At 31.6% G+C, this 23,191-nt stretch carries 24 protein-coding genes; 12 read left to right on the top strand and 12 right to left on the bottom strand.

Annotated features, from left to right (window positions below):
• Window positions 1-241: 241 nt before the first annotated feature.
• The 5 genes from ACQ629_RS06635 to ACQ629_RS06615 all read left to right on the top strand — a co-directional run bounded on the left by ACQ629_RS06635 (window position 242) and on the right by ACQ629_RS06615 (window position 4,620).
• Window positions 242-913: a hypothetical protein gene (locus ACQ629_RS06635; RefSeq protein ID WP_483703373.1), complete on the top strand. Its 672-nt coding sequence runs from the start codon at window positions 242-244 to the stop codon at window positions 911-913.
• A 605-nt stretch (window positions 914-1,518) separates the two neighbouring features.
• The gene (locus ACQ629_RS06630; RefSeq protein ID WP_483703371.1) at window positions 1,519-2,268 is read left to right on the top strand and encodes a sensor histidine kinase; all 750 of its coding nucleotides are present in this window, start codon (window positions 1,519-1,521) and stop codon (window positions 2,266-2,268) included.
• A 49-nt stretch (window positions 2,269-2,317) separates the two neighbouring features.
• Entirely contained in the window at window positions 2,318-2,962 is a 645-nt protein-coding gene (locus ACQ629_RS06625; RefSeq protein WP_483703369.1) for a response regulator transcription factor, read from the top strand.
• Window positions 2,963-2,983: 21 nt separating this feature from the next.
• On the top strand, window positions 2,984-3,379 hold the full coding sequence (gene rbfA / locus ACQ629_RS06620; RefSeq protein WP_483703367.1) for a 30S ribosome-binding factor RbfA: 396 nt from the start codon (window positions 2,984-2,986) through the stop codon (window positions 3,377-3,379).
• 38 nt (window positions 3,380-3,417) lie between these two features.
• Window positions 3,418-4,620, top strand: coding sequence for an ABC transporter permease (locus ACQ629_RS06615; protein WP_483703365.1), 1,203 nt, complete (start codon window positions 3,418-3,420; stop codon window positions 4,618-4,620).
• Window positions 4,621-4,622: 2 nt separating this feature from the next.
• Here the strand turns inward: ACQ629_RS06615 and dusB are convergent, their stop codons facing one another.
• Complete coding sequence (dusB, locus tag ACQ629_RS06610; RefSeq protein WP_483703363.1) at window positions 4,623-5,624, bottom strand: tRNA dihydrouridine synthase DusB; 1,002 nt, start codon at window positions 5,622-5,624, stop codon at window positions 4,623-4,625.
• A gap of 102 nt (window positions 5,625-5,726) precedes the next feature.
• Here dusB and lepA point away from each other — a divergent pair, with 102 nt between their 5' ends.
• Window positions 5,727-7,523 (top strand): translation elongation factor 4, encoded by a 1,797-nt coding sequence (gene lepA, locus ACQ629_RS06605; protein ID WP_483703361.1) that lies wholly within the window; start codon window positions 5,727-5,729, stop codon window positions 7,521-7,523.
• Window positions 7,524-7,617: 94 nt separating this feature from the next.
• On the opposite strand, the gene ACQ629_RS06600 is transcribed toward lepA, so the two are convergent.
• Complete coding sequence (locus ACQ629_RS06600) at window positions 7,618-8,316, bottom strand: zinc metallopeptidase (protein WP_483703359.1); 699 nt, start codon at window positions 8,314-8,316, stop codon at window positions 7,618-7,620.
• Window positions 8,317-8,412: 96 nt separating this feature from the next.
• Between ACQ629_RS06600 and ACQ629_RS06595 the strand changes: the two genes are divergently transcribed.
• From ACQ629_RS06595 to ACQ629_RS06570, 6 genes are all read left to right on the top strand, one after another.
• Window positions 8,413-9,444, top strand: a complete 1,032-nt coding sequence (locus ACQ629_RS06595; protein WP_483703357.1) for an asparaginase — start codon at window positions 8,413-8,415, stop codon at window positions 9,442-9,444.
• A gap of 251 nt (window positions 9,445-9,695) precedes the next feature.
• Window positions 9,696-10,409 carry a MotA/TolQ/ExbB proton channel family protein gene (locus ACQ629_RS06590; protein ID WP_218771529.1) on the top strand — a complete coding sequence of 238 codons (714 nt, stop codon included), beginning with the start codon at window positions 9,696-9,698 and terminating at the stop codon, window positions 10,407-10,409.
• A gap of 8 nt (window positions 10,410-10,417) precedes the next feature.
• On the top strand, window positions 10,418-10,855 hold the full coding sequence (locus ACQ629_RS06585; protein ID WP_483703355.1) for a hypothetical protein: 438 nt from the start codon (window positions 10,418-10,420) through the stop codon (window positions 10,853-10,855).
• A 6-nt stretch (window positions 10,856-10,861) separates the two neighbouring features.
• On the top strand, window positions 10,862-11,488 hold the full coding sequence (locus ACQ629_RS06580) for an ExbD/TolR family protein (RefSeq protein ID WP_483703353.1): 627 nt from the start codon (window positions 10,862-10,864) through the stop codon (window positions 11,486-11,488).
• Window positions 11,489-11,506: 18 nt separating this feature from the next.
• Window positions 11,507-11,977: an ExbD/TolR family protein gene (locus tag ACQ629_RS06575; protein ID WP_218771526.1), complete on the top strand. Its 471-nt coding sequence runs from the start codon at window positions 11,507-11,509 to the stop codon at window positions 11,975-11,977.
• Between the two features lie 90 nt (window positions 11,978-12,067).
• Entirely contained in the window at window positions 12,068-12,736 is a 669-nt protein-coding gene (locus ACQ629_RS06570) for a porin family protein (protein ID WP_483703351.1), read from the top strand.
• On the opposite strand, the gene ACQ629_RS06565 is transcribed toward ACQ629_RS06570, so the two are convergent.
• The 10 genes from ACQ629_RS06565 to rplM form a co-directional block, all read right to left on the bottom strand.
• Window positions 12,731-13,330 (bottom strand): hypothetical protein, encoded by a 600-nt coding sequence (locus ACQ629_RS06565; RefSeq protein ID WP_483703349.1) that lies wholly within the window; start codon window positions 13,328-13,330, stop codon window positions 12,731-12,733. The genes ACQ629_RS06570 and ACQ629_RS06565 overlap by 6 nt on opposite strands.
• Complete coding sequence (gene rpoN, locus ACQ629_RS06560) at window positions 13,330-14,790, bottom strand: RNA polymerase factor sigma-54 (protein WP_483703347.1); 1,461 nt, start codon at window positions 14,788-14,790, stop codon at window positions 13,330-13,332. Before rpoN ends, ACQ629_RS06565 begins: the two co-directional genes overlap by 1 nt.
• 83 nt (window positions 14,791-14,873) lie before the next feature.
• Window positions 14,874-16,307 carry an asparagine--tRNA ligase gene (gene asnS / locus ACQ629_RS06555; RefSeq protein WP_483703345.1) on the bottom strand — a complete coding sequence of 478 codons (1,434 nt, stop codon included), beginning with the start codon at window positions 16,305-16,307 and terminating at the stop codon, window positions 14,874-14,876.
• A gap of 78 nt (window positions 16,308-16,385) precedes the next feature.
• Window positions 16,386-18,749, bottom strand: a complete 2,364-nt coding sequence (locus ACQ629_RS06550) for an efflux RND transporter permease subunit (protein WP_483703343.1) — start codon at window positions 18,747-18,749, stop codon at window positions 16,386-16,388.
• Between the two features lie 96 nt (window positions 18,750-18,845).
• Entirely contained in the window at window positions 18,846-19,400 is a 555-nt protein-coding gene (frr, locus tag ACQ629_RS06545) for a ribosome recycling factor (RefSeq protein WP_483703341.1), read from the bottom strand.
• A 47-nt stretch (window positions 19,401-19,447) separates the two neighbouring features.
• Complete coding sequence (gene pyrH, locus ACQ629_RS06540) at window positions 19,448-20,158, bottom strand: UMP kinase (protein WP_483703339.1); 711 nt, start codon at window positions 20,156-20,158, stop codon at window positions 19,448-19,450.
• Between the two features lie 114 nt (window positions 20,159-20,272).
• Window positions 20,273-21,241, bottom strand: a complete 969-nt coding sequence (gene tsf / locus ACQ629_RS06535; RefSeq protein ID WP_483703337.1) for a translation elongation factor Ts — start codon at window positions 21,239-21,241, stop codon at window positions 20,273-20,275.
• Window positions 21,242-21,321: 80 nt separating this feature from the next.
• Window positions 21,322-22,131, bottom strand: coding sequence for a 30S ribosomal protein S2 (gene rpsB / locus ACQ629_RS06530; RefSeq protein WP_483703335.1), 810 nt, complete (start codon window positions 22,129-22,131; stop codon window positions 21,322-21,324).
• 154 nt (window positions 22,132-22,285) lie between these two features.
• Window positions 22,286-22,672 carry a 30S ribosomal protein S9 gene (gene rpsI / locus ACQ629_RS06525; RefSeq protein ID WP_028888420.1) on the bottom strand — a complete coding sequence of 129 codons (387 nt, stop codon included), beginning with the start codon at window positions 22,670-22,672 and terminating at the stop codon, window positions 22,286-22,288.
• On the bottom strand, window positions 22,672-23,127 hold the full coding sequence (rplM, locus tag ACQ629_RS06520; protein WP_028888421.1) for a 50S ribosomal protein L13: 456 nt from the start codon (window positions 23,125-23,127) through the stop codon (window positions 22,672-22,674). The genes rpsI and rplM overlap by 1 nt, the downstream gene beginning before the upstream one ends.
• Window positions 23,128-23,191 lie beyond the last annotated feature (64 nt).

Raw genomic sequence — 23,191 nt, 5'->3', positions numbered from 1 at the left:
AAGAGTAGTTTCTTTTATTATAAAATATAGACGATGAATAAAGCATTCTACTAGTCTTTTTAATCTTTCAAAAACAACAGTATAAAACTTAAAAAAGGAGCAGGTTATTAGCTTTAAGGCATAGGGTGTTTTTCCTGATTATTTTATGTGAAAGCTTGATTTGCTTAGGTGTTTGTAAAAATTATTTGTTTTTAAAAAAAACAAGAGTGTATATTTGGTTAAAATTAAAACCAAACTTATTATGAAGAAAAAGAACATATTTCAGCGATTAATTGAGGTGTTTAGAAACGTATTTTGTAAAGAATATACAGAAGAAGAGTGTTTAGAGAATGCAAACGAAAAAGGAATTTTTTGTTACAAAGACGAGGGAAGAACAAAAGAAATGCTTAGCTATTCAGAAATTATTGAAATGCTAAAATGTTATGACGCCACAAGAATAGAACCAATAGAAAAAGTTTTAGGATATGAAGATTCTCGCGTTACAACCTTTGATTTTATTCAGTTTAAAAAATATTTAGGACATGTTGAAAACTTGAGTAAAAAAGTGAATATAAAAATGACAGGAATATCATTTATATGTAGTGCAAAAAAGCATGAAAAAAATGGAAAAGAATATAGTAGTTTAATTTATATGCCATCTACAACTATTAAAGGAGTGGATGTTTTATATGACCCTGTACAAAGTGCCAAGCAAGGAAAGTTAGTAACGTTTAAAGAAATGTTAGAGAAGCAAGGTTATAATTGGATTTACGATACCGAAGGAGATTATAAAGAAGGGAAAAGAAAAGATTATAATTATCGTTTGAAAACCGGGGAAAATCAAGAGGCTACTTTGAGAGGTGGAGATGATGATGTAATAATTGAAAGCGATAGTGGAGCAGGTAATTTTGGAACAATAACTCCTCCTTATTAAAATGTAGCAAATAAAAATATGAATTATCTCCTTTATAGTGCTGTTTTTATTCAAATAATAACATTTATTATTGCTTTGGTTAAATATAATCTTTTTTTTAAAGATTATATGTTGCCATTATTAGCTATATTGTTTCTTTCTGCAGTGACAGAAATTATAGGTGTTTTTAAATTAAACAGATTTATAGGGGATTTTAATTTGCATTATTTTTATGCAGGGATTCTGTTTAACTTGGTGTTTTTATTTTACATTAAGATAATTAAGAATGAGCTGTCTTTAATTATAACTAAAACATTAACAGTTCTATATACGCTGTTTTGGTTTTTTGCTTTTCAGAATAAAGAGTTTTTTCATTATATGATAATTTTTGGGTCTTTGAATACTGTAATATATACCTTTATCTACTTAAAAGAATTATTAATGTCTGATAGGATAATTAACTATAAGAGGGTTTTGCCCTTTTGGATATCTGTTGGTTTTTTGGTATTTTATTTACCGTCAATCCCTTTTTTTACTTTGTTAAAACACATGAAGAATAGGGGTTTGTTTTTTGTTCTAAATATATTAATTATTATGATGAATCTATTTATTATATACGGTTTACTATGCAGCAAGAAGGAAGAGAAATATTAATTATAACAACTTTAATAATTGTAGTAATTGTTATTTTTTTAGTGATTTTATTTACGGTGTTTCAGCGACGTAAGAACAAGTTGTTATTAGAAAGAGATGAAATTAAAAAACGTTTTGAAAGAGAAATTGCAGAAACGCAAATAGAAATAAGAGAAGAAACTCTACGTAATATTAGTTGGGAGTTGCACGATAATATTGGGCAACTCTTAACTTTGGCTAAAATACAGTTACAGCATGCAGCACCAGATAATATGCATGGAATTACCGAAATTATCACTAAAAGTTTAACAGAAATAAGAGCTTTATCGAAATCTATAAATCCAGATTTTATTAATAATATAAAATTAAAAGAAGCTTTAAAATTAGAAATTGAGCGTTTTAATCGCTTAAATTATATTGAATCGAATTTAACGATTACAGGAAAAGAAATAGAAATAGACCAAAAACATGGGATTATAATTTTTAGAATGTTACAAGAGTTTTTCTCTAATACCATAAAACATTCAAAAGCTTCAAAACTAGATGTGTTCTTGTATTATGAAGAAAATGCTATTCAGATTATAGCAAAAGATAATGGAACTGGGTTTAAAGTAAAAGAAAATTGTATTAAAGGCATTGGTTTGCAAAATATTAAATCCAGGGCAAAATTAATTAATGCAGAAGCTAAGTTTAAGTCAGAACCTGAAAAAGGAACAAGTTTAATAATAAATTATTATATTTAAAAAACTTAAGTTCCCCGTTTAGAATAGTAGTAACCAAATTTATGTAATTATGAAGTATTCAGTTGTTGTTGTAGATGACCACACATTATTGTCGCAAGCTATTGAGGGAATGGTAAATACTTTTGATAAATTTAAAGTATTATATACCTGTAAAAACGGTAAAGAAGTTGCTAGTAAATTTTCTGAATCGGCAAGAAATATACCAGATATTGTACTAATGGATGTAAATATGCCAATAATGAATGGTATTGAAACTACAGAATGGATTGTGGAACATCACCCTAAGGTGCATGTAATGGCATTGTCAGTTGAAGATGCTAATAATACAATTTTAAAAATGTTAAAGGCAGGTGCAGTAGGATATTTACTTAAGGATACTCAAAAAGAAGTGTTAGAAAGAGCATTGTTAGAAATGATGGATAATGGCTTTTACCATACCAGAAATGTTACCACATTATTGTTAGACTCGGTCTCAGGGAAAAATGAAAAAAACAACGTTCATTTTAAAGATAACGAAATGAAGTTTATGAAATTAGCTTGTTCAGAGTTAACATACAAAGAGATTGCCGAGAAAATGTTTTTAAGTCCTAAAACTATTGATGGTTATCGAGATAGCCTGTTTACAAAACTAAATGTTAGAAACAGAGTTGGATTGGTAATATATGCCGTGAAAAATAAAATTTACACTCCGTAATTTTATCCTTAAATTTGCAGCATGGAAGAAACTAATAGACAACGAAAAATTGCAGGAGTATTGCAAGAAGATTTGGTAGATGTTTTACAACGTGCTGCACAAGATGGAATGAAGGGGGTGATAATATCTGTATCTAAAGTTTCGGTTACTGCCGATTTAGGAGTCGCAAAAGTATATTTAAGCGTCTTTCCTTCTGATAAAAGAGATGAAATCGTTGATGGTGTAAAATCTAACACACCTTTAATTCGTCATGAAATGGCGAAAAGAACAAGACATCAATTAAGAAGAATGCCAGAATTATTATTTTTTGGTGATGATAGTTTAGATTACATTGAAGATATTGATAGATCTCTAAAAGGAGACGATGTAGACCCTATTAAAAACCCAGATGTTTTGCCACGTCGTCAAAAACGTTAATAAATTTTATTTAAAATAATAATTAAGATTTATTAAAATTGAAATTCTCTTTATACATAGCTAAAAGATACTTATTTTCTAAAACAAGTACCAATGCCATAAATATAATTACATTTATTGCTGTTTTTGGTGTTGTTGTGGGGGCTTTAGCTTTGTTTGTTATTTTATCAGGTTATTCTGGTTTAAGAACCTTTAGCGATTCTTTGCTTAAAGTTTCAGATCCTGACATAAAAATAACAGTCGTAAAAGGAAAGTCTTTTAAGTATTCTGATGACATTCATCAAAAATTAATTCAGAACACTCAAGTAAAGGCAATTTCAAAAACAATTGAGGAACGTGTTTTTTTACAATATAAAGATAAAAACCAGGTTGCTTTTATAAAAGGTGTTGATGAAAACTACAAAGCTATAATTCCAGTAGATACTTTGTTAGCGCTGGGTACCTGGGTAGATCCTGAGTTTAAAAACACTGCAGTTATAGGTTACGGAATTTCATATAAGCTCTCGCTTAATGTTGCAAATTTCGGACAGCCTTTACAGATTATGGTGCCAAAGCCAGGTAAGGGATTTGTAAATGTGAATAACGCTTTTCGTTCAATTTCTACACAGGTTATTGGTGCTTATTCGGGTTCAGAAGAGTTTCAGAATAAATACGTTTTTACAGAGCTATCTTCTGCACAAGAGTTGTTAAATTATGGTGAAAATCAGATTTCAGGCATAGAACTCAAATTAAAACCAGCTGTTAATTTAGATGATTTTCAAGAAAAACTACAAGATGATTTAGGTGCTGCTTTTAGCGTCAAAACAAGAGCACAATTAAATGCCTTGTATTATAAAGTAATAAACACCGAGCGATTTATTTCGTACTTAATTTTCACTTTAATACTTGCAATAGCTTTATTTAATGTAATCGGATCAATAATTATGATGATTATTGATAAAAGAAAAAACCTTAAAACATTATTTAATTTAGGAGCAAGTATTGATGATATAAAAAAAATATTTGTATTACAAGGGTTCTTATTAACGATTGTTGGTATGATTGTAGGTATTGCTATTGGTGTTTTATTAGTGTTAATACAGCAACGTTACGAGCTATTTATGATTACAGAGAGTTTAGCTTACCCAGTTGAATTTAGATGGATGAATCTATTGGTTGTAATTTTTACAATTTCAATACTGGGCTTTATAGCATCTAAGGTAGCAAGTTCAAGAATTTCTAAAGATTTTATAGAGAAATAAACTTATCCTATCTCCGGAATAATCACATTGCCAAATTTAGCTTCCACTTCATCAAAAGCCGCAAAAACATCTTTTGCGTCATCAGAAGTTACCATTTTCATACGGTATTCTTTAAAATGTGGTATTCCTTTAAAGTAATTCGTATAATGCCTTCTGGTTTCAAAAACTCCTAAAATAGGGCCTTTCCAATCAATAGCCATTTGTAAATGTCTACGAGCGGTTTGTACTCGTTGCGCAATGGTTGGTTTTGCTAAATATTCACCTGTTTTAAAATAATGTTTAACTTCATTAAAAAACCAAGGGTAACCAATAGCAGCTCTACCAATCATACAACCATCTAAGCCATATTTATCGCGCATTTCCATAGCTTTTTCTGGCGAAGTAACATCTCCATTTCCAAACACAGGAATGTGCATTCTTTGGTTATTTTTAACTTCAGAAATTAATGACCAATCTGCATCACCTTTATACATTTGTGCACGAGTACGACCATGAATAGAAATTGCAGCACAGCCAACATCTTGCAAACGCTCGGCAACCTCTACAATCTTAATAGAATCATGATCCCAGCCTAAACGTGTTTTTACGGTAACAGGTAAATTGGTGTGTTTTACCATGGCTTCAGTAAGTGAAACCATTAAGTCGATGTCTTTTAAAATTCCTGCACCCGCACCTTTAGAAACTACTTTTTTAACAGGGCATCCGAAGTTAATATCAATAATATCAGGATTCGATTTTTCTACAATCTCTACCGTTCTTAACATCGATTCTAAATTGGCACCAAATATTTGTATTCCAACAGGGCGTTCTTTTTCGTAAATATCTAACTTCATTACGCTTTTTGCAGCGTCGCGAATCAGTCCTTCCGAAGAAATAAATTCAGTGTAAACAACATCAGCACCGTTCTCTTTACACAATGCTCTAAACGGCGGATCACTCACATCTTCCATCGGGGCTAATAATAGCGGAAAATCCGGAAGTTCTATATTACCAATTTTTACCATGATGCAAAGTTACTTTTTATTTTTTATTGAATAAATTTTTAATTGTACAACGTTTTTCAATAAAGTATCTTTGTCAGTCATAAGAGGCTAGAAATACGACGAATGAAGAAAATTAGAAATTTTTGCATTATTGCACATATTGATCACGGTAAAAGTACGCTTGCCGATAGATTACTAGATTTTACAGGAGCGGTAACTGAGAGAGAAAAAAAATCGCAGTTATTAGATAGTATGGATTTAGAGCGTGAACGTGGTATTACCATTAAGTCGCACGCAATTCAAATGGATTATACGTTTGAGGGTGAAGATTATATTTTAAATTTAATTGATACACCTGGGCACGTAGATTTTTCTTACGAAGTATCTCGTTCAATAGCAGCTTGTGAAGGAGCTTTGTTAATCGTTGATGCAGCGCAAAGTATTCAGGCACAAACAATTTCTAATTTATATTTAGCTTTAGATAACGACCTGGAAATTATTCCGGTTTTAAATAAAGTTGATTTACCATCTGCAAATCCAGAAGAGGTTACAGATGATATTGTAGATTTATTAGGTTGTAATCCCGAAGATGTTATCCACGCTAGTGGAAAAACAGGTTTTGGAGTTGAGAACATTTTAGCAGCAATTATAGCAAAGGTTCCACCACCACAAGGAAATCCTGATGCACCATTAAAAGCATTAATTTTCGATTCGGTTTATAATTCATACAGAGGAATTGAAACTTATTTTAGAGTAATTGATGGTTCAATTAAAAAGAATCAGCGTATTCAATTTATGTCAACAGGAACCGAATATAAAGCGGATGAGGTTGGTACTTTAAAATTAGAGCAAGTAGTAAAGCAAGAGGTAAAAACAGGAGATGTAGGATATTTAATTACAGGAATTAAAGTTGCAAAAGAAGTAAAAGTAGGTGATACAATAACTGATTTTGAAAATCCGACTGAGAGTCTTATTGATGGATTTGAAGATGTAAAACCAATGGTTTTTGCAGGTATTTATCCTGTTGATACTGAAGATTACGAAGAATTACGTAATTCGATGGAAAAATTGCAGTTAAATGATGCTTCTTTAGTGTTTCAGCCAGAAAGTTCGGCAGCGTTAGGTTTTGGTTTTCGATGTGGGTTCTTAGGAATGTTACACATGGAAATTATTCAAGAACGTTTAGAACGTGAATTTAACATGACTGTAATTACTACAGTACCAAACGTTTCTTATCACGCATATACCAAGAAAAACCCTACGGAAATTGTTTTGTTGAATAACCCAACAGATTTACCAGATCCGTCTAGATTAGAGAAAGTAGAAGAGCCTTTTATAAAAGCATCAATCATAACAAAATCTGATTTTGTAGGACAAGTAATGTCGCTTTGTATTGAAAAAAGAGGGGAAATAGTAAATCAAACCTATTTAACTACAGAAAGAGTTGAATTAACTTTTGATATGCCATTGGCAGAAATTGTTTTCGATTTTTATGATCGATTAAAAACAGTTTCAAAAGGATATGCTTCTTTTGATTATTCTCCGATAGGAATGCGAACCTCTAAATTAGTTCGTGTAGATATTTTATTAAACGGAGACCCAGTTGATGCACTTTCAGCATTGTTACACGCAGATAATGCCTATACAATTGGTAAGAAGATTGTTGAAAAATTAAAGGAATTAATACCAAGGCAACAATTTGACATTCCTATTCAAGCAGCAATTGGAGCAAAAATTATAGCAAGAGAAACCACCAAAGCTTTACGTAAAGATGTGACAGCAAAATGTTATGGTGGAGATATTTCACGTAAACGTAAGTTGTTAGAAAAGCAAAAGAAAGGTAAGAAAAGAATGCGTCAAGTTGGTAATGTGGAAATTCCACAAGAAGCATTTATGGCAGTTTTAAAGTTGAATGATTAAGCTTTAACGCTAAAATAGATAAATAAAAAAATGCTCTCGGTTTTCCAAGAGCATTTTTTTTATTTAGAAGCAAATGTAAAAGTATCTAAGATACCTAATCTCTACTTCCTAAAATACGTAACGCCCAATATAAAAGCATTGCTAAAGAACCTAATGCAGCAACTAAGTAAGTTCTTGCGGCCCATTTTAAGGCATCTTTAGAGCCCGCTAATTCTTCACGAGTTACAATATGTTTGTTTTCTAACCAAGCTAAGGCTCTGTTACTTGCGTCATATTCTACAGGAAGCGTAATAAAACTAAACAGCGTACCCATTGCCATAAAAACAAGTCCGCCAATAGCAACCATTTGTCCAATTCCTGGCAGACCAGCACCCGCACCTAAAATAAGTCCTCCAATAATCATCCATTGTGAAAAACGAGAAGAAATACTAACAATAGGTACTAATTTAGATCGCATCGTTAACCATTGATATGCTTTTGCATGTTGTACAGCATGGCCAACCTCATGAGCAGATACAGCTGCAGCCGATGCGTTACGTTGGTTATAAACACCTTCACTTAAATTAACCGTTTTGTTTTGCGGATTGTAATGATCTGTTAACATACCTGGTGTAGAAATAACTTTTACGTCGTTAATACCATGATCATCTAGCATTTTTTGAGCTATTTCTGCTCCGCTCATTCCATTTCGTAAGTGAACTTGCGAGTATTTTTTAAACTTTCTTTTAAGTGTATTACTTACTATCCAGCTGAATAAAGAGATAATACCTATTAGAATATAAAATCCTATCATAATTTATTTGGTTTTAAAATTTTGTGTCAATTTTGTTTGATAAATTTACAACATAAATTATTCCATTATTAAATTACCTATAATAAAAGTGTCATAATGTCAAATAAGCCTAAAATTTTAATAGTATATACAGGAGGAACCATTGGTATGGTTAAAGATTATAAAACCGGAGCGTTAAAAGCGTTCGATTTTAGTCAGATATCTAGTAAAATTCCAGAACTGCAACAATTACATTGTGATATTTCTACTATTTCTTTTGATGAGCCAATTGATTCATCAAATATGAATGTGAACTATTATATTGATATTGCAGAAATAATTTCTGATAACTATGATAAGTTTGACGGTTTTGTGGTTTTAACTGGCTCTGATACGATGTCTTATACATCATCAGCAATTAGTTTCATGATAGAGAATTTACATAAGCCGGTAATCTTTACAGGTTCTCAATTACCAATAGGAGATTTACGAACCGATGCAAAAGAAAATCTAATTACTTCGATACAGGTAGCATCAACATACGAAAACGGAAAGCCAGTAATACAAGAAGTAGGTTTGTATTTTGAATATAAACTATACAGAGCCAATAGAACAACTAAAATAAACGCAGAACAATTTGAAGCTTTTGCATCGATGAATTACCCGCCTTTGGCTGAAAGTGGAGTTCATTTAAATTTTAATTACCCTGTATTATTTCGGTCAATAAAACAAGAAGAGAAACTTGTTTTTAGAAAAAATTTAGATAATAACGTTGCTATTTTGAAATTATTTCCAGGTATAACAGCTTCTGTAGTAGAGAGTTTTATAAGTATACCAAACTTAAAAGGGGTAATCTTAGAAACATACGGAGCAGGAAACGCGCCTACAGAAAAATGGTTTATTAGTTTATTAGAAAAAGCTGTTGCAAAAAACATTTATATAGTAAACGTAACTCAATGTGCAGGAGGAAGTGTAATTTTAGGACATTATGAAACAAGTTCTGATCTAAAACGTATCGGAATTATAGATGGAAAAGATATAACAACGGAGACAGCTGTTGCAAAAATGATGTATTTATTGGGAGAAAAGTTGTCGAAAGAACAGTTTAAATACTATTTTGAAACATCATTAAGAGGAGAAATTAATTAAACTGTGTTTTTTTTATTAAATTTGCAATCATAAGTGCTTGAAATAGCATTAGAAAGGATAAAAAGAGTATCAATAAGTAAAATCCTTAGTTTTTTTTTTAATGTCCCAACAATTTTTTGTTACTTGGCAGTCTGAAAAATAAAAAAGAGTAATAAGTACAAGTTAAGGATAACTTATTGATAAAAAATTAAGAGTTTCTTAGTAAAATTGTATTTTTAACCCGTTAACTATTTAAAATTAATTATAACAAAATGAAAAAAGTAGTAAATTTCCTAACTGTTGCAGGATTTATGTTTTTAGGGGCTATTCAGTCAACTCATGCTCAAGAAGCAGAAAAAACTTTTCACCAAGAGTTAAAACAACGTTTTATTGAAGGAGATCCTCAGTTTATGGGTATCGTATTAGTAGCTTTAATTTTAGGTTTAGCTATTGCAATCGAAAGAATTATCTATTTAAACATGGCAACAACGAATACTAAGAAATTAGTAGCAAGTGTTGATGATGCTTTAAGTTCAGGTGGTATTGAAGCTGCTAAAGAAGTTTGTAGAAATACAAAAGGACCTGTTGCATCTATTTTTTACCAAGGTTTAGAAAGAGCGGACGAAGGTTTAGAGGCTGCCGAAAAAGCTGTAGTAGGTTATGGTGGTGTACAAATGGGATTATTAGAGAAAAATGTTTCTTGGTTATCTTTATTTATTGCATTAGCGCCGATGTTAGGTTTTATGGGTACTGTAATTGGTATGATTGAAGCTTTTGATAAGATCGCTGTAGCAAATGATATTTCACCAGCAGTAGTAGCAGGGGGTATTAAAATAGCACTTTTAACAACTGTATTTGGTCTTGTAGCGGCAATTATCTTACAAATTTTTTACAACTATATCGTTTCAAAAATCGATAGTATTGTAAACAACATGGAAGATGCTTCTATTTCTTTAATCGACTTATTAGCTAAGTATAAAAAATAATCAATTATATGAATAATAAAATATTAACATTACTAGTAGCTTTAATATCATTAGTAGGTATTGGGTTATTCGTAAACGTTGTAAGAATAGATCCAGAAAATTTGGAAGCACTTAATAATGCTGTTTCTCCTTTAGTAAGTTATTCATATTATTTACTAATTGTGATAGTAATTGTTGCTGTAGTAATTTCATTATTAGGAATGTTTAAAAATCCAGCTGCTCTAAAGAAAACCATATTTGGTGTTTTAGCTTTAGGCGTACTTTTTGCAGTGTCTTATATGTTGTCTTCAAACGGACAAGTAATGGGTGCTGACGGAGGAGAGTTAGTTGGAGTAGGAAGTACTTCTAAATGGGTAGGAACTGGAATCAGTTTCACCATGATTTTAGGAGCTATTGCAGGAGCATTTTTCGTAGTTGATTTATTAAAAGGAATCGTTAAATCGTAAGTTATTATGGCAAGAAGAGAAAACCCAGAAATTAATGCAGGTTCGATGGCAGATATTGCATTCTTGCTACTTATCTTTTTCCTAGTAACAACAACTATGGATGTTGATTCAGGTATACCTAAAAAGTTAGCTGAAAAAACAGATGTTAAACCACCAATTGTAAAAGAAAAAAACATTTTTCAAGTTAGTATTAACAGAAACAATCAGTTGCTTGTAGAAGGTGAAGGAATGGAGTTAGTAGACTTAAAAGATGCAGCTATTAAATTTATAGATAACGGTGGTGGTATTGGTAACCCAATGCCAGGAAAAGAAGCAGGAGCATCTTGTAACTATTGTAAAGGAGCGAAAGATCCTGAATCATCAGATCACCCAAACAAAGCAATTATCTCTGTTGAAAGTGATAGAGGTACGGAGTTTGGTACATATGTATCTGTTCAAAATGAATTGTTAAAAGCATATGATGAATTACGTAATAGATTCTGCCAAGAAAAATACGGTATGAGCTTTACGGAATTAGAAAAAGCTTTTATCGCTAGTGCAAGAAAAGATGATGCATTAAGAAAAAAAGTAGAAGATGTTAAGAGTAGTTATCCTCAGATTATATCAGATACTGATCCAACTAATGTTCAATAGTATAAAAACAATTTAAGTATGTCTAAATTTAATAAGAAGAAAAAAGAGATGCCAGCAGTGAATACATCTTCACTACCTGATATTGTTTTTATGTTATTATTCTTCTTCATGGTAACAACAGTAATGCGTGAAAACGATTTAGCGATCGAAGCACCGCGTTTACCTAGTGCTACAGAAGTAAAGAAATTAGAACGTAAAAGTTTAGTAAGTACTATTTATGTTGGTAAAGCAAAAGATAGTAAATATGGTACTGGTTATAACAGAATTCAGTTAAACGATAAGATTGCTACACCAGATGATGTACCTTCTTTTATTTTCTTAGAGAGAGGAAATGTGTCAGAAGCTGAAGTTCCTTTTATGACAACTTCTTTAAAAATGGATAAAGAATCGAGTGTTGGTACATTAGCTGATATTCGTGAGAAATTAAGAGACGTAAATGCTCTTAAATTAAGTTTATCTACACACAAAGGAAGTGCTATTAAAAAGTAATAACTTTTTTCGAATAAATAAAAAAAAGAGCAATCGTACGATTGCTCTTTTTTTATATAAATAAACTATATTTAACAAGAGTTAAGGGGTATGAGAAATATATTAATTTTCTTTTTAGTTTTTTTATCAATAAATATATACGCTCAAAAAGATTCTTTACAAGTAGGAGATTCTTATTGGGAAGATCAGTTGTATATAAATGTTTCTTACAATATATTAGATAAGCAACCAGAAGAAGTATCAAAAAGCGGATTTTCATTTGGTTTTTCAGCCGGTTATATAAAGGATATTCCTCTTGCAAAAAGCGGTAAAGTAGCATTTGGTATAGGTTTAGGCTATGGGTTTGATGCTTATAATCATGGATTAAAAGTTGTGGAAGGTAAACCTAGTAGCTTTCAGTTTGATAATAGTATTACAAATAATAAACTAAAATTGCATAATCTTGAAATGCCTATTCAATTTCGATGGAGATCATCAACTGTAAATACCTATTCTTTTTGGCGTTTTTACACTGGTGTTAAGCTGAGTTATAATATTAGTAATAATTTTGCGTATGATGATGGTGGAGCGAAAATTGATATATCAAATTTAGCAGAATATAATAAGTTTCAAACAGGATTAATACTTTCGGCAGGATACGGTACGTTTAATTTTCATGTGTATTATGGCTTAATGCCTATATTTAAAAATGCCACTTTAAATGGGAAGAAAATTAATACAAACATTATTCGTTTTGGATTAAGTTTTTATTTATTATAATAAATAGTAAGCAAAAAAAGGACTCGCTAAGCCAATAATAAACCCGAGATACACTTCTTTGTAAGTGTGAGCTTTTAATTGAAGCCTAGAGCTTGCGAGAATCCCTGAAAGTAAAATAAAAACTATAATCAACGGAATAATATATACATTATGTATTTGTTGAAATAATAGAAAATAACCTGTGGCAGCACCCATGGAAAGTAAATGCAAACTTGTTTTTATCTTTGCAATAAATAAAGTGTAAATAAAACCGAGCCCGAATACGACACCAAAAAATAAATAACTTAGATCTTTAATAATAGTTATTTCAGAAAAGAATTTTCCCAAAAAGAACAAGAGGGTCATCATAAAGAACAGCGGAATTTTACGTTCTTCAATACTATGTACTTGATATGATTTTATAGAACCAATTGCTTTTAATAAAACTAATAAAAGTATAGGTATTGCATATGTGGCAATAAAAACAACAGCTAACATGGTGTATTGCTGCTGTCGGCTTAAATTAACAGGGGTTAAGATGAAATATAGTAATATACCAATTGTAGGTATTACAATAGGGTGTAAAATGGTAGATATAAATTTATGCCAACGCATTATATTTCTTTACGTAAACGTGCAACAGAAATATCTAATTGTTCACGATATTTAGCAACGGTTCTCCTTGCAATGGGATAGCCTTTTTCTTTTAAAATCTTAGATAATTTATCATCGGTGAGTGGCTTGCGCTTGTCTTCATCCTGAATGACAGTCTCAAGAATTTTTTTGATCTCTCGGGTTGATACATCCTCTCCTTGGTCGTTTTTCATAGATTCAGAGAAAAATACTTTTATTAGCTTAGTTCCGTAAGGAGTAGAAACATATTTACTGTTAGCTACCCTAGAAACTGTAGAAACATCCATATGTATTTCATCAGCAATATCTTTTAAGATCATAGGCTTTAACTTACGTTCATCACCCGTTAAAAAATAAGCTTCTTGACGTTGCATAATAGCATTCATAGTAACCAATAATGTTTGCTGGCGTTGTTTTATAGCGTCAATAAACCATTTTGCAGAATCTAATTTTTGCTTTATAAACATTACCGCATCCTTTTGGCTTTTACTTTTTGTTTTAGCATCACTATAGCCCTTAAGCATATTATTATACTCACGAGAAACATGCAATTCTGGTGCGTTTCTAGAATTTAATGTAAGATCTAAAACACCATCAACAATTTGAATTGAAAAATCAGGAACAATCTGTTCTGCTATTTTGTTATTACCTGCATAAGAACTACCAGGTTTTGGATTTAATCGACCAATTTCGGTGATTATTTCTTTCAGTTGCTCTTCGTCAATAGTAAATTTCTCTAAAAGTTTTTTATAATGTTTTTTTACAAAGTGATCAAATGCATTTTCAAGAATATCAATAGCTAAAGCCCTTGTTTCTTTTTCTGGCTTTGATTTTAATTGTATGATTAAACACTCTTTTAAATCACGAGCCCCCACACCAACAGGGTCTAGTCTTTGAACAACATTTAGTAAAACACTTGCTACTTTTTCTTCAGTAGTGAAAACATTCTGAGTGAAAGCTAAATCATCAACTAAGTCGATAATTTCTCTACGTATGTATCCACTGTCATCAATGCTGCCAACTAAAAATTCAGCAATAGCGCGTTCTTCTTCGTTAATTCTGAAGGTGTTTAATTGACTCTCTAGTGATTGATGAAAACTGGTTCCTGCAGCATAAGGAACTTGTTTGTCTTCATCATCTGCCGAATAATTGTTTGCTTGCGTTTTGTAACTCGGGTATTCATCATCACTTAAATACTCATCAATATTTATATCGTCAGTATCTATTTTCTCATTTCCTTCATCATAATCATCAGCATTAGTTAAAGTATCTTCAAAATTTTCAGGCTCTTCTTTACCAGTATCTAAAGCCGGATTTTCTTCTATTTCTTGCTTTAAACGTTCTTCAAAAGCTTGCGTAGGTAATTGAATTAACTTCATCAACTGAATTTGTTGTGGAGATAATTTTTGAAGTAACTTATAATGTAAACCTTGTTTTAACATACTTACAAATATATGAAATAGGTTAAAAAGAAATCGTCATTCTTTGAGGAATGACGATTGTAGTATATAATTTTATGATTTCTTTAAAATTCTGCGTTTTGCGGTGTTCTAGGAAAAGGAATAACATCGCGTATATTACTCATACCAGTTGTGAATAAAACCAAACGTTCAAAACCTAAACCGAAACCAGAATGCACTGCTGTTCCGAATTTACGAGTATCTAAATACCACCATAATTCTTCTTCGTCTATATTTAAATCAGCCATTTTAGATTTCAATACATCTAAACGCTCTTCTCTTTGTGATCCACCAACCATTTCTCCGATTCCTGGAAATAAAACATCCATTGCGCGTACAGTTTTGCCATCGTCGTTTAAACGCATGTAAAAAGCTTTAATCGTTGCTGGGTAATCAAATAAAATCACCGGACATTTAAAGTGTTTTTCAACTAAATAACGTTCGTGTTCTGATTGTAAGTCTACTCCCCATTCTGTAATAGGAAACTGAAATTTCTTCTTTTTATTTGGCTTACAGTTACGTAAAATATCAAAAGCCTCCGTATAACTTACTCTTTTAAAGTTATTTTCTGCAACAAAGTTTAATTTTTCAATTAATCCCATGTCGCTACGTTCAGCTTGTGGTTTTGATTTTTCTTCTTGCGTTAAACGATTGTCTAAAAATGCTAAATCGTCTTTACAGTTTTCTAAAACATAACCTAAAACCGATTTAATGAAATCTTCTGATAAATCCATATTTGCATCTAAATCATTAAATGCAACCTCAGGTTCAATCATCCAAAATTCGGCTAAATGACGCGTTGTGTTAGAGTTTTCGGCTCTAAAAGTAGGCCCGAAAGTGTATACTTTCCCTAATGCCATAGCATAGGTTTCAGCTTCTAACTGACCAGAAACAGTTAAGTTGGTTTCTTTACCGAAAAAATCTTTGGTATAATCTACATTCCCCTCTTCGTTTAATGGAGCTCTGTTTGTTTCGAAATTTGATACATGAAACATTTCTCCTGCACCTTCAGCATCCGATCCTGTAATTATTGGTGTGTTAACGTAGTTAAATCCGTTTTCTTGAAAGTATTTGTGAACTCCAAAAGATAAAGCAGAACGAACTCTCATAACTGCACTAAACGTATTTGTTCTAATACGTAAGTGTGCGTTCTCTCTTAAAAACTCTAAACTGTGTTTTTTAGGCTGAATAGGATATTCATCAGGATTAGAATCTCCTAATATTTCTAATTTAGTAACCTTAACCTCTACACTTTGTCCTTTACCTTCACTTTCAACTAAAGTACCTGTAATACTTACAGCAGCACTTGTTGTAATTCTTTTTAAAAGTTCTTCACCTGTATTTTCAAAATCTACAACACATTGAATATTATTAATGGTAGAGCCATCATTTAAAGCAATAAAACGATTGCTTCTAAAGGTTCTAACCCATCCTTTTACATGTACTTCTTGTAAAAATTTATCAGAATGTAATAATTCTTTAACGCTACTTCTTTTCATCTTCTAAAAAATTGAGAAGCAAAGATACTTTATTACAAAGAATTGAGCAATCTAGATATTTAAAATGCAGAGAAACTTTTAGTTGTCTTCTTTTGGCGGTAAAATTTTAAAGTTAGTTTCTTTTAAAACTCTTTTATTCGCTATTTTCTTTTCGAAAGATAATAGGAGAGAAGGTAATAATAACAAGTTAGATACCATTGCTAATAGTAACGTAACTGAAACTAAACCACCCAAAGCAATTGTGCCTCCGAAACTTGAAAGTGTAAAAACTAAGAAGCCAAAGAATAAAACGATTGACGTATAAAACATACTTACCCCGGTTTCTTGTAATGCAGAGTAAACAGCTGGTTTTACTTTCCATTTATTTGCGAGTAACTCTTGTCGGTATTTTGCTAAAAAGTGAATTGTATCATCTACCGAAATACCAAAAGCAATACTAAAAACTAAAATTGTAGATGGTTTTATAGGGATGCTAAAGAAACCCATTAAACCAGCCGTAATTAACAACGGAAGCATATTGGGTATTAAGGATATAAAAATCATTTTGTAAGAACGGAACATCCAGGCCATAAAAATTGAAATCAATAATATGGCAAGCGATAATGAAATTACTAAGTTCTTAATTAAATAATTTGTTCCTTTTAAGAAAACAAGTGCTTTTCCCGTCATAGAAACTGTAAATTTTTCTTCAGGAAATTGCTTTTTGATAACAGCATTTAAGCGATCCTGAATAATATCCATCTTATCGGTACCAACATCTTTCATGAAAGTTGTAATCCGCGCATAACGCCCTGTACTATCTACAAAGTTTTTCAGCATTCCCGAATTACTGTCGGAGTTTTTGGTGTAAGCAAAAATATATGCTTTTTCCTGACTCGTTGGTAATTGATAATATTTCGGATTTCCTTTATAGTATGCTTGCTTAGAATATTTAACTAAGTTGGTAATAGAAATAGGTTTTGATAGCTCTGGAAAGGTTTCAATGGTTTCATTTAACTTTTCCATCTTTTTTAAGGTAGAAAGTTTCATCACACCTTTTTCTTTTTTAGTATCAATCAGAATTTCTAACGGCATAATTCCGCCAAACTCAGTTTCAAAAAACTTAATGTCTTTATAAAACTGCATTCCTTTAGGCATGTCTTCAATTAAACTACCAGAAACGCGAATTTGAAATAAGCCAATCATACTTAATATAATTACAATAACTGTTGTAATATATATAGTAATTCGTTGTTTTTTCACCATACGTTCCATCCAGGCAACTACATTTCCCATCCACTTTTTTTCTAAGTGATTTAAATGTTTTTTTTCTGGGCGAGGCATGAAGCTGTATATAATCGGAACTATTAAAAGTGCCAAAATAAAAATACTAATGATGTTTACTGAAGCTAAAATTCCGAATTCTCTTAATAGTTGACTTTTTACAAAAACGAAGGTTGCAAAACCAGATGCTGTTGTAATATTTGTCATTAATGTAGCGTTACCAATTTTAGAAATTACACGTTGTAATGACTTTGCTTGGTTACCGTGTTTTTTTATTTCCTGTTGATATTTATTGATAAGAAAAACAGCGTTTGGCACACCAATTACAATAATTAATGGCGGAATTAAAGCTGATAATACAGTAATTTCATATCTAAATAAACCAATAAAACCGAAAGCCCAAATAACACCAATACCAACAACTAATAGTGTAATAAACGTTGCTCTAAAAGAACGAAAAAAGAAAAAGAAGATAATAGCTGTAATACCTAAAGCTCCTAGTACAAAGAGCTGCATTTCATCAATTATATTCTGAGAATTTATGGTTCGGATATATGGCATACCAGATAAGCGAACATCTATTTGATGCTCTTTCTCAAATTTTTCAACAGTAGGAATTAAAATTTCAACAATAAAATCTCTTCTGGCAGGTTTGTTTACAATGTCTTTATTTATATAAATAGCAGTTTGTAACGTGCCTTGTTCATTGTATAATAAGTTATCGTAAAAAGGAAGTTTTTCAAATAATTGTTTCTTTATTCTATTTACTTCTTCGTTTGTGGTAGGTGCTTTGTCAAAAAGTGGTTCAAGAACAAATTTTCGTTGTTTTCTATCGGCTTTTAACTGTTTAACATCCGCAATAGAAAGTGTAAAATCCACTTCTTTTACGCTATCTAGATCTTTTACAAGTTTATTCCAAGCATTAAATTTGCTTGGAGTAAAAATTGTAGAATCTTTTACCCCTAAGATAACTAAGTTACCTTCTTCTCCAAAAATATCTAAAAACTGATCGTATTGTATGTTTGCTTCATGATCTTTAGGAAGTAAATTGGCTTCTGTGTACGAGAAGCGCATGTATTTCATTTGAGTAACTAAAAGCCCTGTAATAATAGCAATAGCAATTAAAACCAGATATCGGTTTCGTAATATAAATCCAGCGATTTTAGTCCAAAAAGTCATTCAAATATTTTTTGCAAAGTTATGTTAATTGAACCAATTAAACGAAAAAAAAAAGAGTGTCATAAAGACACTCTTTTTACTATTTGTTAGAAATAATTAAACGGTCATTATCTCTTTTTCTTTTACGGATACTTTTGCATCAATATCTTTAATGTAAAGGTCCGTTATTTTTTGAACTTCAGCTTCTGCATCTTTTTTTGAATCATCAGAAATATCAGTTTTTTTAATATCGTTGTTAGCATCTTTACGAGCATTACGAATTCCTACTTTTGCATGTTCAGATTCCGCCTTCGCTTGTTTAGCTAAATCTTTACGACGCTCTTCTGTTAATGCCGGTACGTTAATAATAATATTATCACCGTTATTCATAGGGTTAAAACCTAAGTTAGCAAGCATAATAGCTTTTTCTATTTCCTGTAACATATTTTTTTCCCAAGGCTGAACTGTAATTGTTCTCGCATCAGCAGTACTTACATTAGCAACCTGCCCTAATGGGGTAGCAGCGCCATAATAATCTACTTGTACATTTGCTAACATCGCTGGTGATGCTTTACCAGCTCTAATTGTACGTAATTCTTTTACTAGATGCTCTATTGCATTATTCATTGCCTCTTTGGCCGAATCTAAAATAAAATCTATCTCTTCGTTCATTTTGTTCGTTTTATTGCCTCTATAAAAAACAAGAGGTTCCCTTTAATTTATTCGTTATTAACTATTGTTCCAATTTTCTCTCCAGAAACTAACTTTAATAAGTTTCCTTTTTTATTCATATCAAAAACAATAATAGGTAATTTATTTTCTTCACTCAAAGTAAAAGCGGTCATATCCATTACTTTTAAGTCTTTTTTAATAACATCTTTAAAAGTTATTTTATCATATTTTACAGCATTTTCATCCTTTTCAGGATCTGCACTGTAAATACCATCTACTCTTGTTCCTTTTAAGATAGCATCTGCATTTACTTCAATTGCTCTTAATACAGCAGCGGTATCAGTTGTAAAATAAGGATTTCCTGTTCCACCACCAAAAATAACAACTCGTCCCTTTTCTAAATGACGATTTGCGCGACGTTTAATATAAGGTTCAGCTATTTCTTTAATTTCGATAGCTGTTTGTAGACGAGTGTGAATTCCTTCATCTTCTAAAGCACTTTGTAAAGCTAAACCATTAATACAAGTCGCCAACATACCCATGTGGTCACCTTGTACGCGATCCATACCTTGACTGGCACCCGCTACACCTCTAAAAATATTCCCACCACCAATAACTATGGCAATTTCAACATTTTTTTCTAGTACTTGCTTAATTTCTTGTGCGTACTCTTTAAGTCTCTTAGGATCGATACCGTATTGACGGTCGCCCATTAATGATTCGCCACTTAATTTTAAAAGGATTCTCTTGTATTGCATAGTTTTGTTGAAAGTTATGCAAAACTACGTTTTTTTTTCGAGTTTGAATTTTGATAAAATAAAAAAACCATCCAAATTTTTGGATGGTTTTAATTATAAAGATATTGGCAAGAATTATCCTAAAGTGATTCTTACGAAGTTTTTAACTTCTACATCACCAAAAGAAGAAACATATTCTGCAACAGTTTTCTTTTCGTCTTTAATAAACTTTTGATCTAATAAACATTGTTCTTGATCTAAAGTTGTATTGTCAGAAACAAATCTTTCCATTTTTCCTGGTAAAATTTTGTCCCAAATTTTCTCTGGTTTACCTTCTGATTTTAATTGCTCTTTAGCAGCTTCTTCAGCTTTAGCTATAGCAGCATCAGTTAATTGTAATCTAGATACATACTGAGGAACATTCTTTAAAGTTTTACCTAAACGAACTAATTCTTCATTGTCTTTTACGATCGCAGCAATTCTTGCTTCAGTTTCAGACTCTACATAAGCAGGGTCAAAACCTTTGTAAGATAAAGAAACAGCACCCATAGATGCAGCTTGCATTGCTAAGTCTTTCGTTAAAGTATCAGCATTGTCTATAGATTTAGATAAACCAACCATAGCAGCAATTTTACCGATATGAGTATAAGCTCCTACGTATGGTGCTTCAAGTCTTTCGAAAGAAGTAATATCGATTTTTTCACCGATAACTCCTGTTTGTTCGATTAACTTTTCAGCAACAGTTACTCCACCAAAATCAGCGGCTAAAAATTCTTCTTTACTTTTAGTTTTAAAAGCAATATCAACAAATTGAGAAGCTAAATCTTTAAAAGAATCATTTTTAGATACGAAATCTGTTTCACATGCTAATACAATAGCAACACCGTAAGTATTATCATCACTAATTTTAGTAATAGCAACACCTTCAGTAGACTCTCTATCTGCTCTTTTAGCAGCTATTTTTTGTCCTTTTTTACGTAAAACATCAATTGCTTTATCAAAGTTCCCTTCAGCTTCTACTAATGCATTTTTACAATCCATCATACCAGCTCCGGTAGTTTCTCTTAATTTTTTTACGTCTGCAGCGCTAATTTTTACTGACATTTCTGTTGTATTTTTTAGTTGTAAATATTTTGTTGTAAAAAATTTAAAGGTTTCAATTTAATGAAACCTTTAAATTGAAATTATTTAGTTTCTTCCTTAGCAGGTGCTGCTTCAGTAGATACTTTTTCTTCTTTAACTGGAGCTTCAACAGCAGCAGTAGCTTCTGCTTTAGCAGGCGCTTTTTCTACTTTTGTTTTCTCTTTGTCAGCTTTTCTTTCAGTTAAGCCTTCATTGATAGCATCAGTAATATAAGATAATACTTTGTCAATAGATTTTGAAGCATCATCGTTTGCAGGAATTACAAAATCAACTGGTCTTGGATCAGAGTTTGTATCAACTAATGCAAAGATTGGAATGTTTAATTTTTGTGCTTCAGCAACCGCAATGTGCTCTTTCTTTACATCAATTACAAAAACAGCAGCAGGTAAACGAGTCATATCAGAAATAGAACCTAAATTCTTTTCTAATTTAGCTCTCTGACGGTTAATTTGTAATTTTTCTCTTTTCGATAATGCATCAAAAGAACCATCTTGCTTCATTCTATCAATAGTAGCCATTTTTTTAACAGCTTTACGAATAGTAACAAAGTTAGTTAACATACCACCTGGCCAACGCTCAGTAATAAAAGGCATGTTAATGTTTGCTGCTCTTTCTGCTACGATATCTTTCGCTTGCTTTTTTGTTGCAACGAATAAGATTTTACGACCAGAGCTTGCTATTTTTTGTAAAGCTAATGCAGCTTCATCAATCTTAGCAGATGTTTTATACAAATCGATGATGTGAACACCATTACGTTCTGTATATATGTACGGAGCCATGTTTGGGTTCCATTTTCTAGTTAAGTGACCGAAGTGCACTCCACTTTCTAATAATTCTTGAATATTTGCCATTTTAATAAAATGTGTTTACGTTCTGTTTTCACAATATTCCAGTAGTTATAATAAGTCTGAAATATTTAGATACTAAACTGTTAAAAATAAATTTATAAATAACAGTCTCTTTCGAAAATAAATCTTCATCGCTTTTTGCAAAGCAATAAAAATATTAACGCTTAGAGAACTGGAATTTCTTACGTGCTTTCTTCTGACCGAATTTCTTACGTTCAACCATTCTAGGGTCACGAGTTAATAAACCTTCTGGTTTTAATACAGCTCTGTGCTCTTCGTTAATAGCTACTAATGCTCTAGTAATTGCTAAACGAATTGCTTCTGCTTGACCTGTAATACCACCACCGTATACATTCACTTTAATGTCATAAGACTCTAAGTTCTCAGTTAACATTAAAGGTTGTTGGATCTTGTATTGTAAAGTTCCTGTTGTAAAGTAGTTTTTGTACTCTTTTTTATTTACAGTAATGTTTCCTTTACCTTCTGAAAGATAAATACGAGCAACTGCTGTTTTTCTTCTACCTATTTTGTGTACAGTTTCCATTATTTAAGATCGTTAAGGTTAATAGCTTTTGGGTTTTGAGCCGTTTGTTGGTGCTCAGTACCTGCATAAGCATACAAGTTTTTGTATAATGCACTACCTAATTTGTTTTTAGGTAACATTCCTTTTACTGCTTTTTCGATTAATCTTGTAGGATCTTTTTCGAACATTTCTGTAGCAGTTAATGATCTTTGTCCACCTGGATATCCTGTGTGACGGATGTAAGACTTATCAGTCCACTTTTTACCAGTTAAAACAATTTTTTCTGCGTTGATAACAACCACGTTGTCTCCACAATCTACGTGAGGAGTATAATTTGGTTTGTACTTACCTCTAATTAGCATTGCTATTTTAGAAGCTAGACGACCCAACGTTTGCCCGTCCGCATCAACTAAAACCCACTCTTTATTAACAGTGTTTTTGTTTGCTGATACCGTTTTGTAACTTAATGTGTTCATAATTACACGATTAGTTTTTGTTTATTAATATATTAATTTATCCTTAAAAAAGGAATGCAAATGT

It is taken from the genome of Tenacibaculum sp. SM2510 (assembly GCF_057002845.1).
Note: the sequence above shows the minus strand (reverse complement) of the source record. Positions and strands in the feature narration are given on the sequence as shown.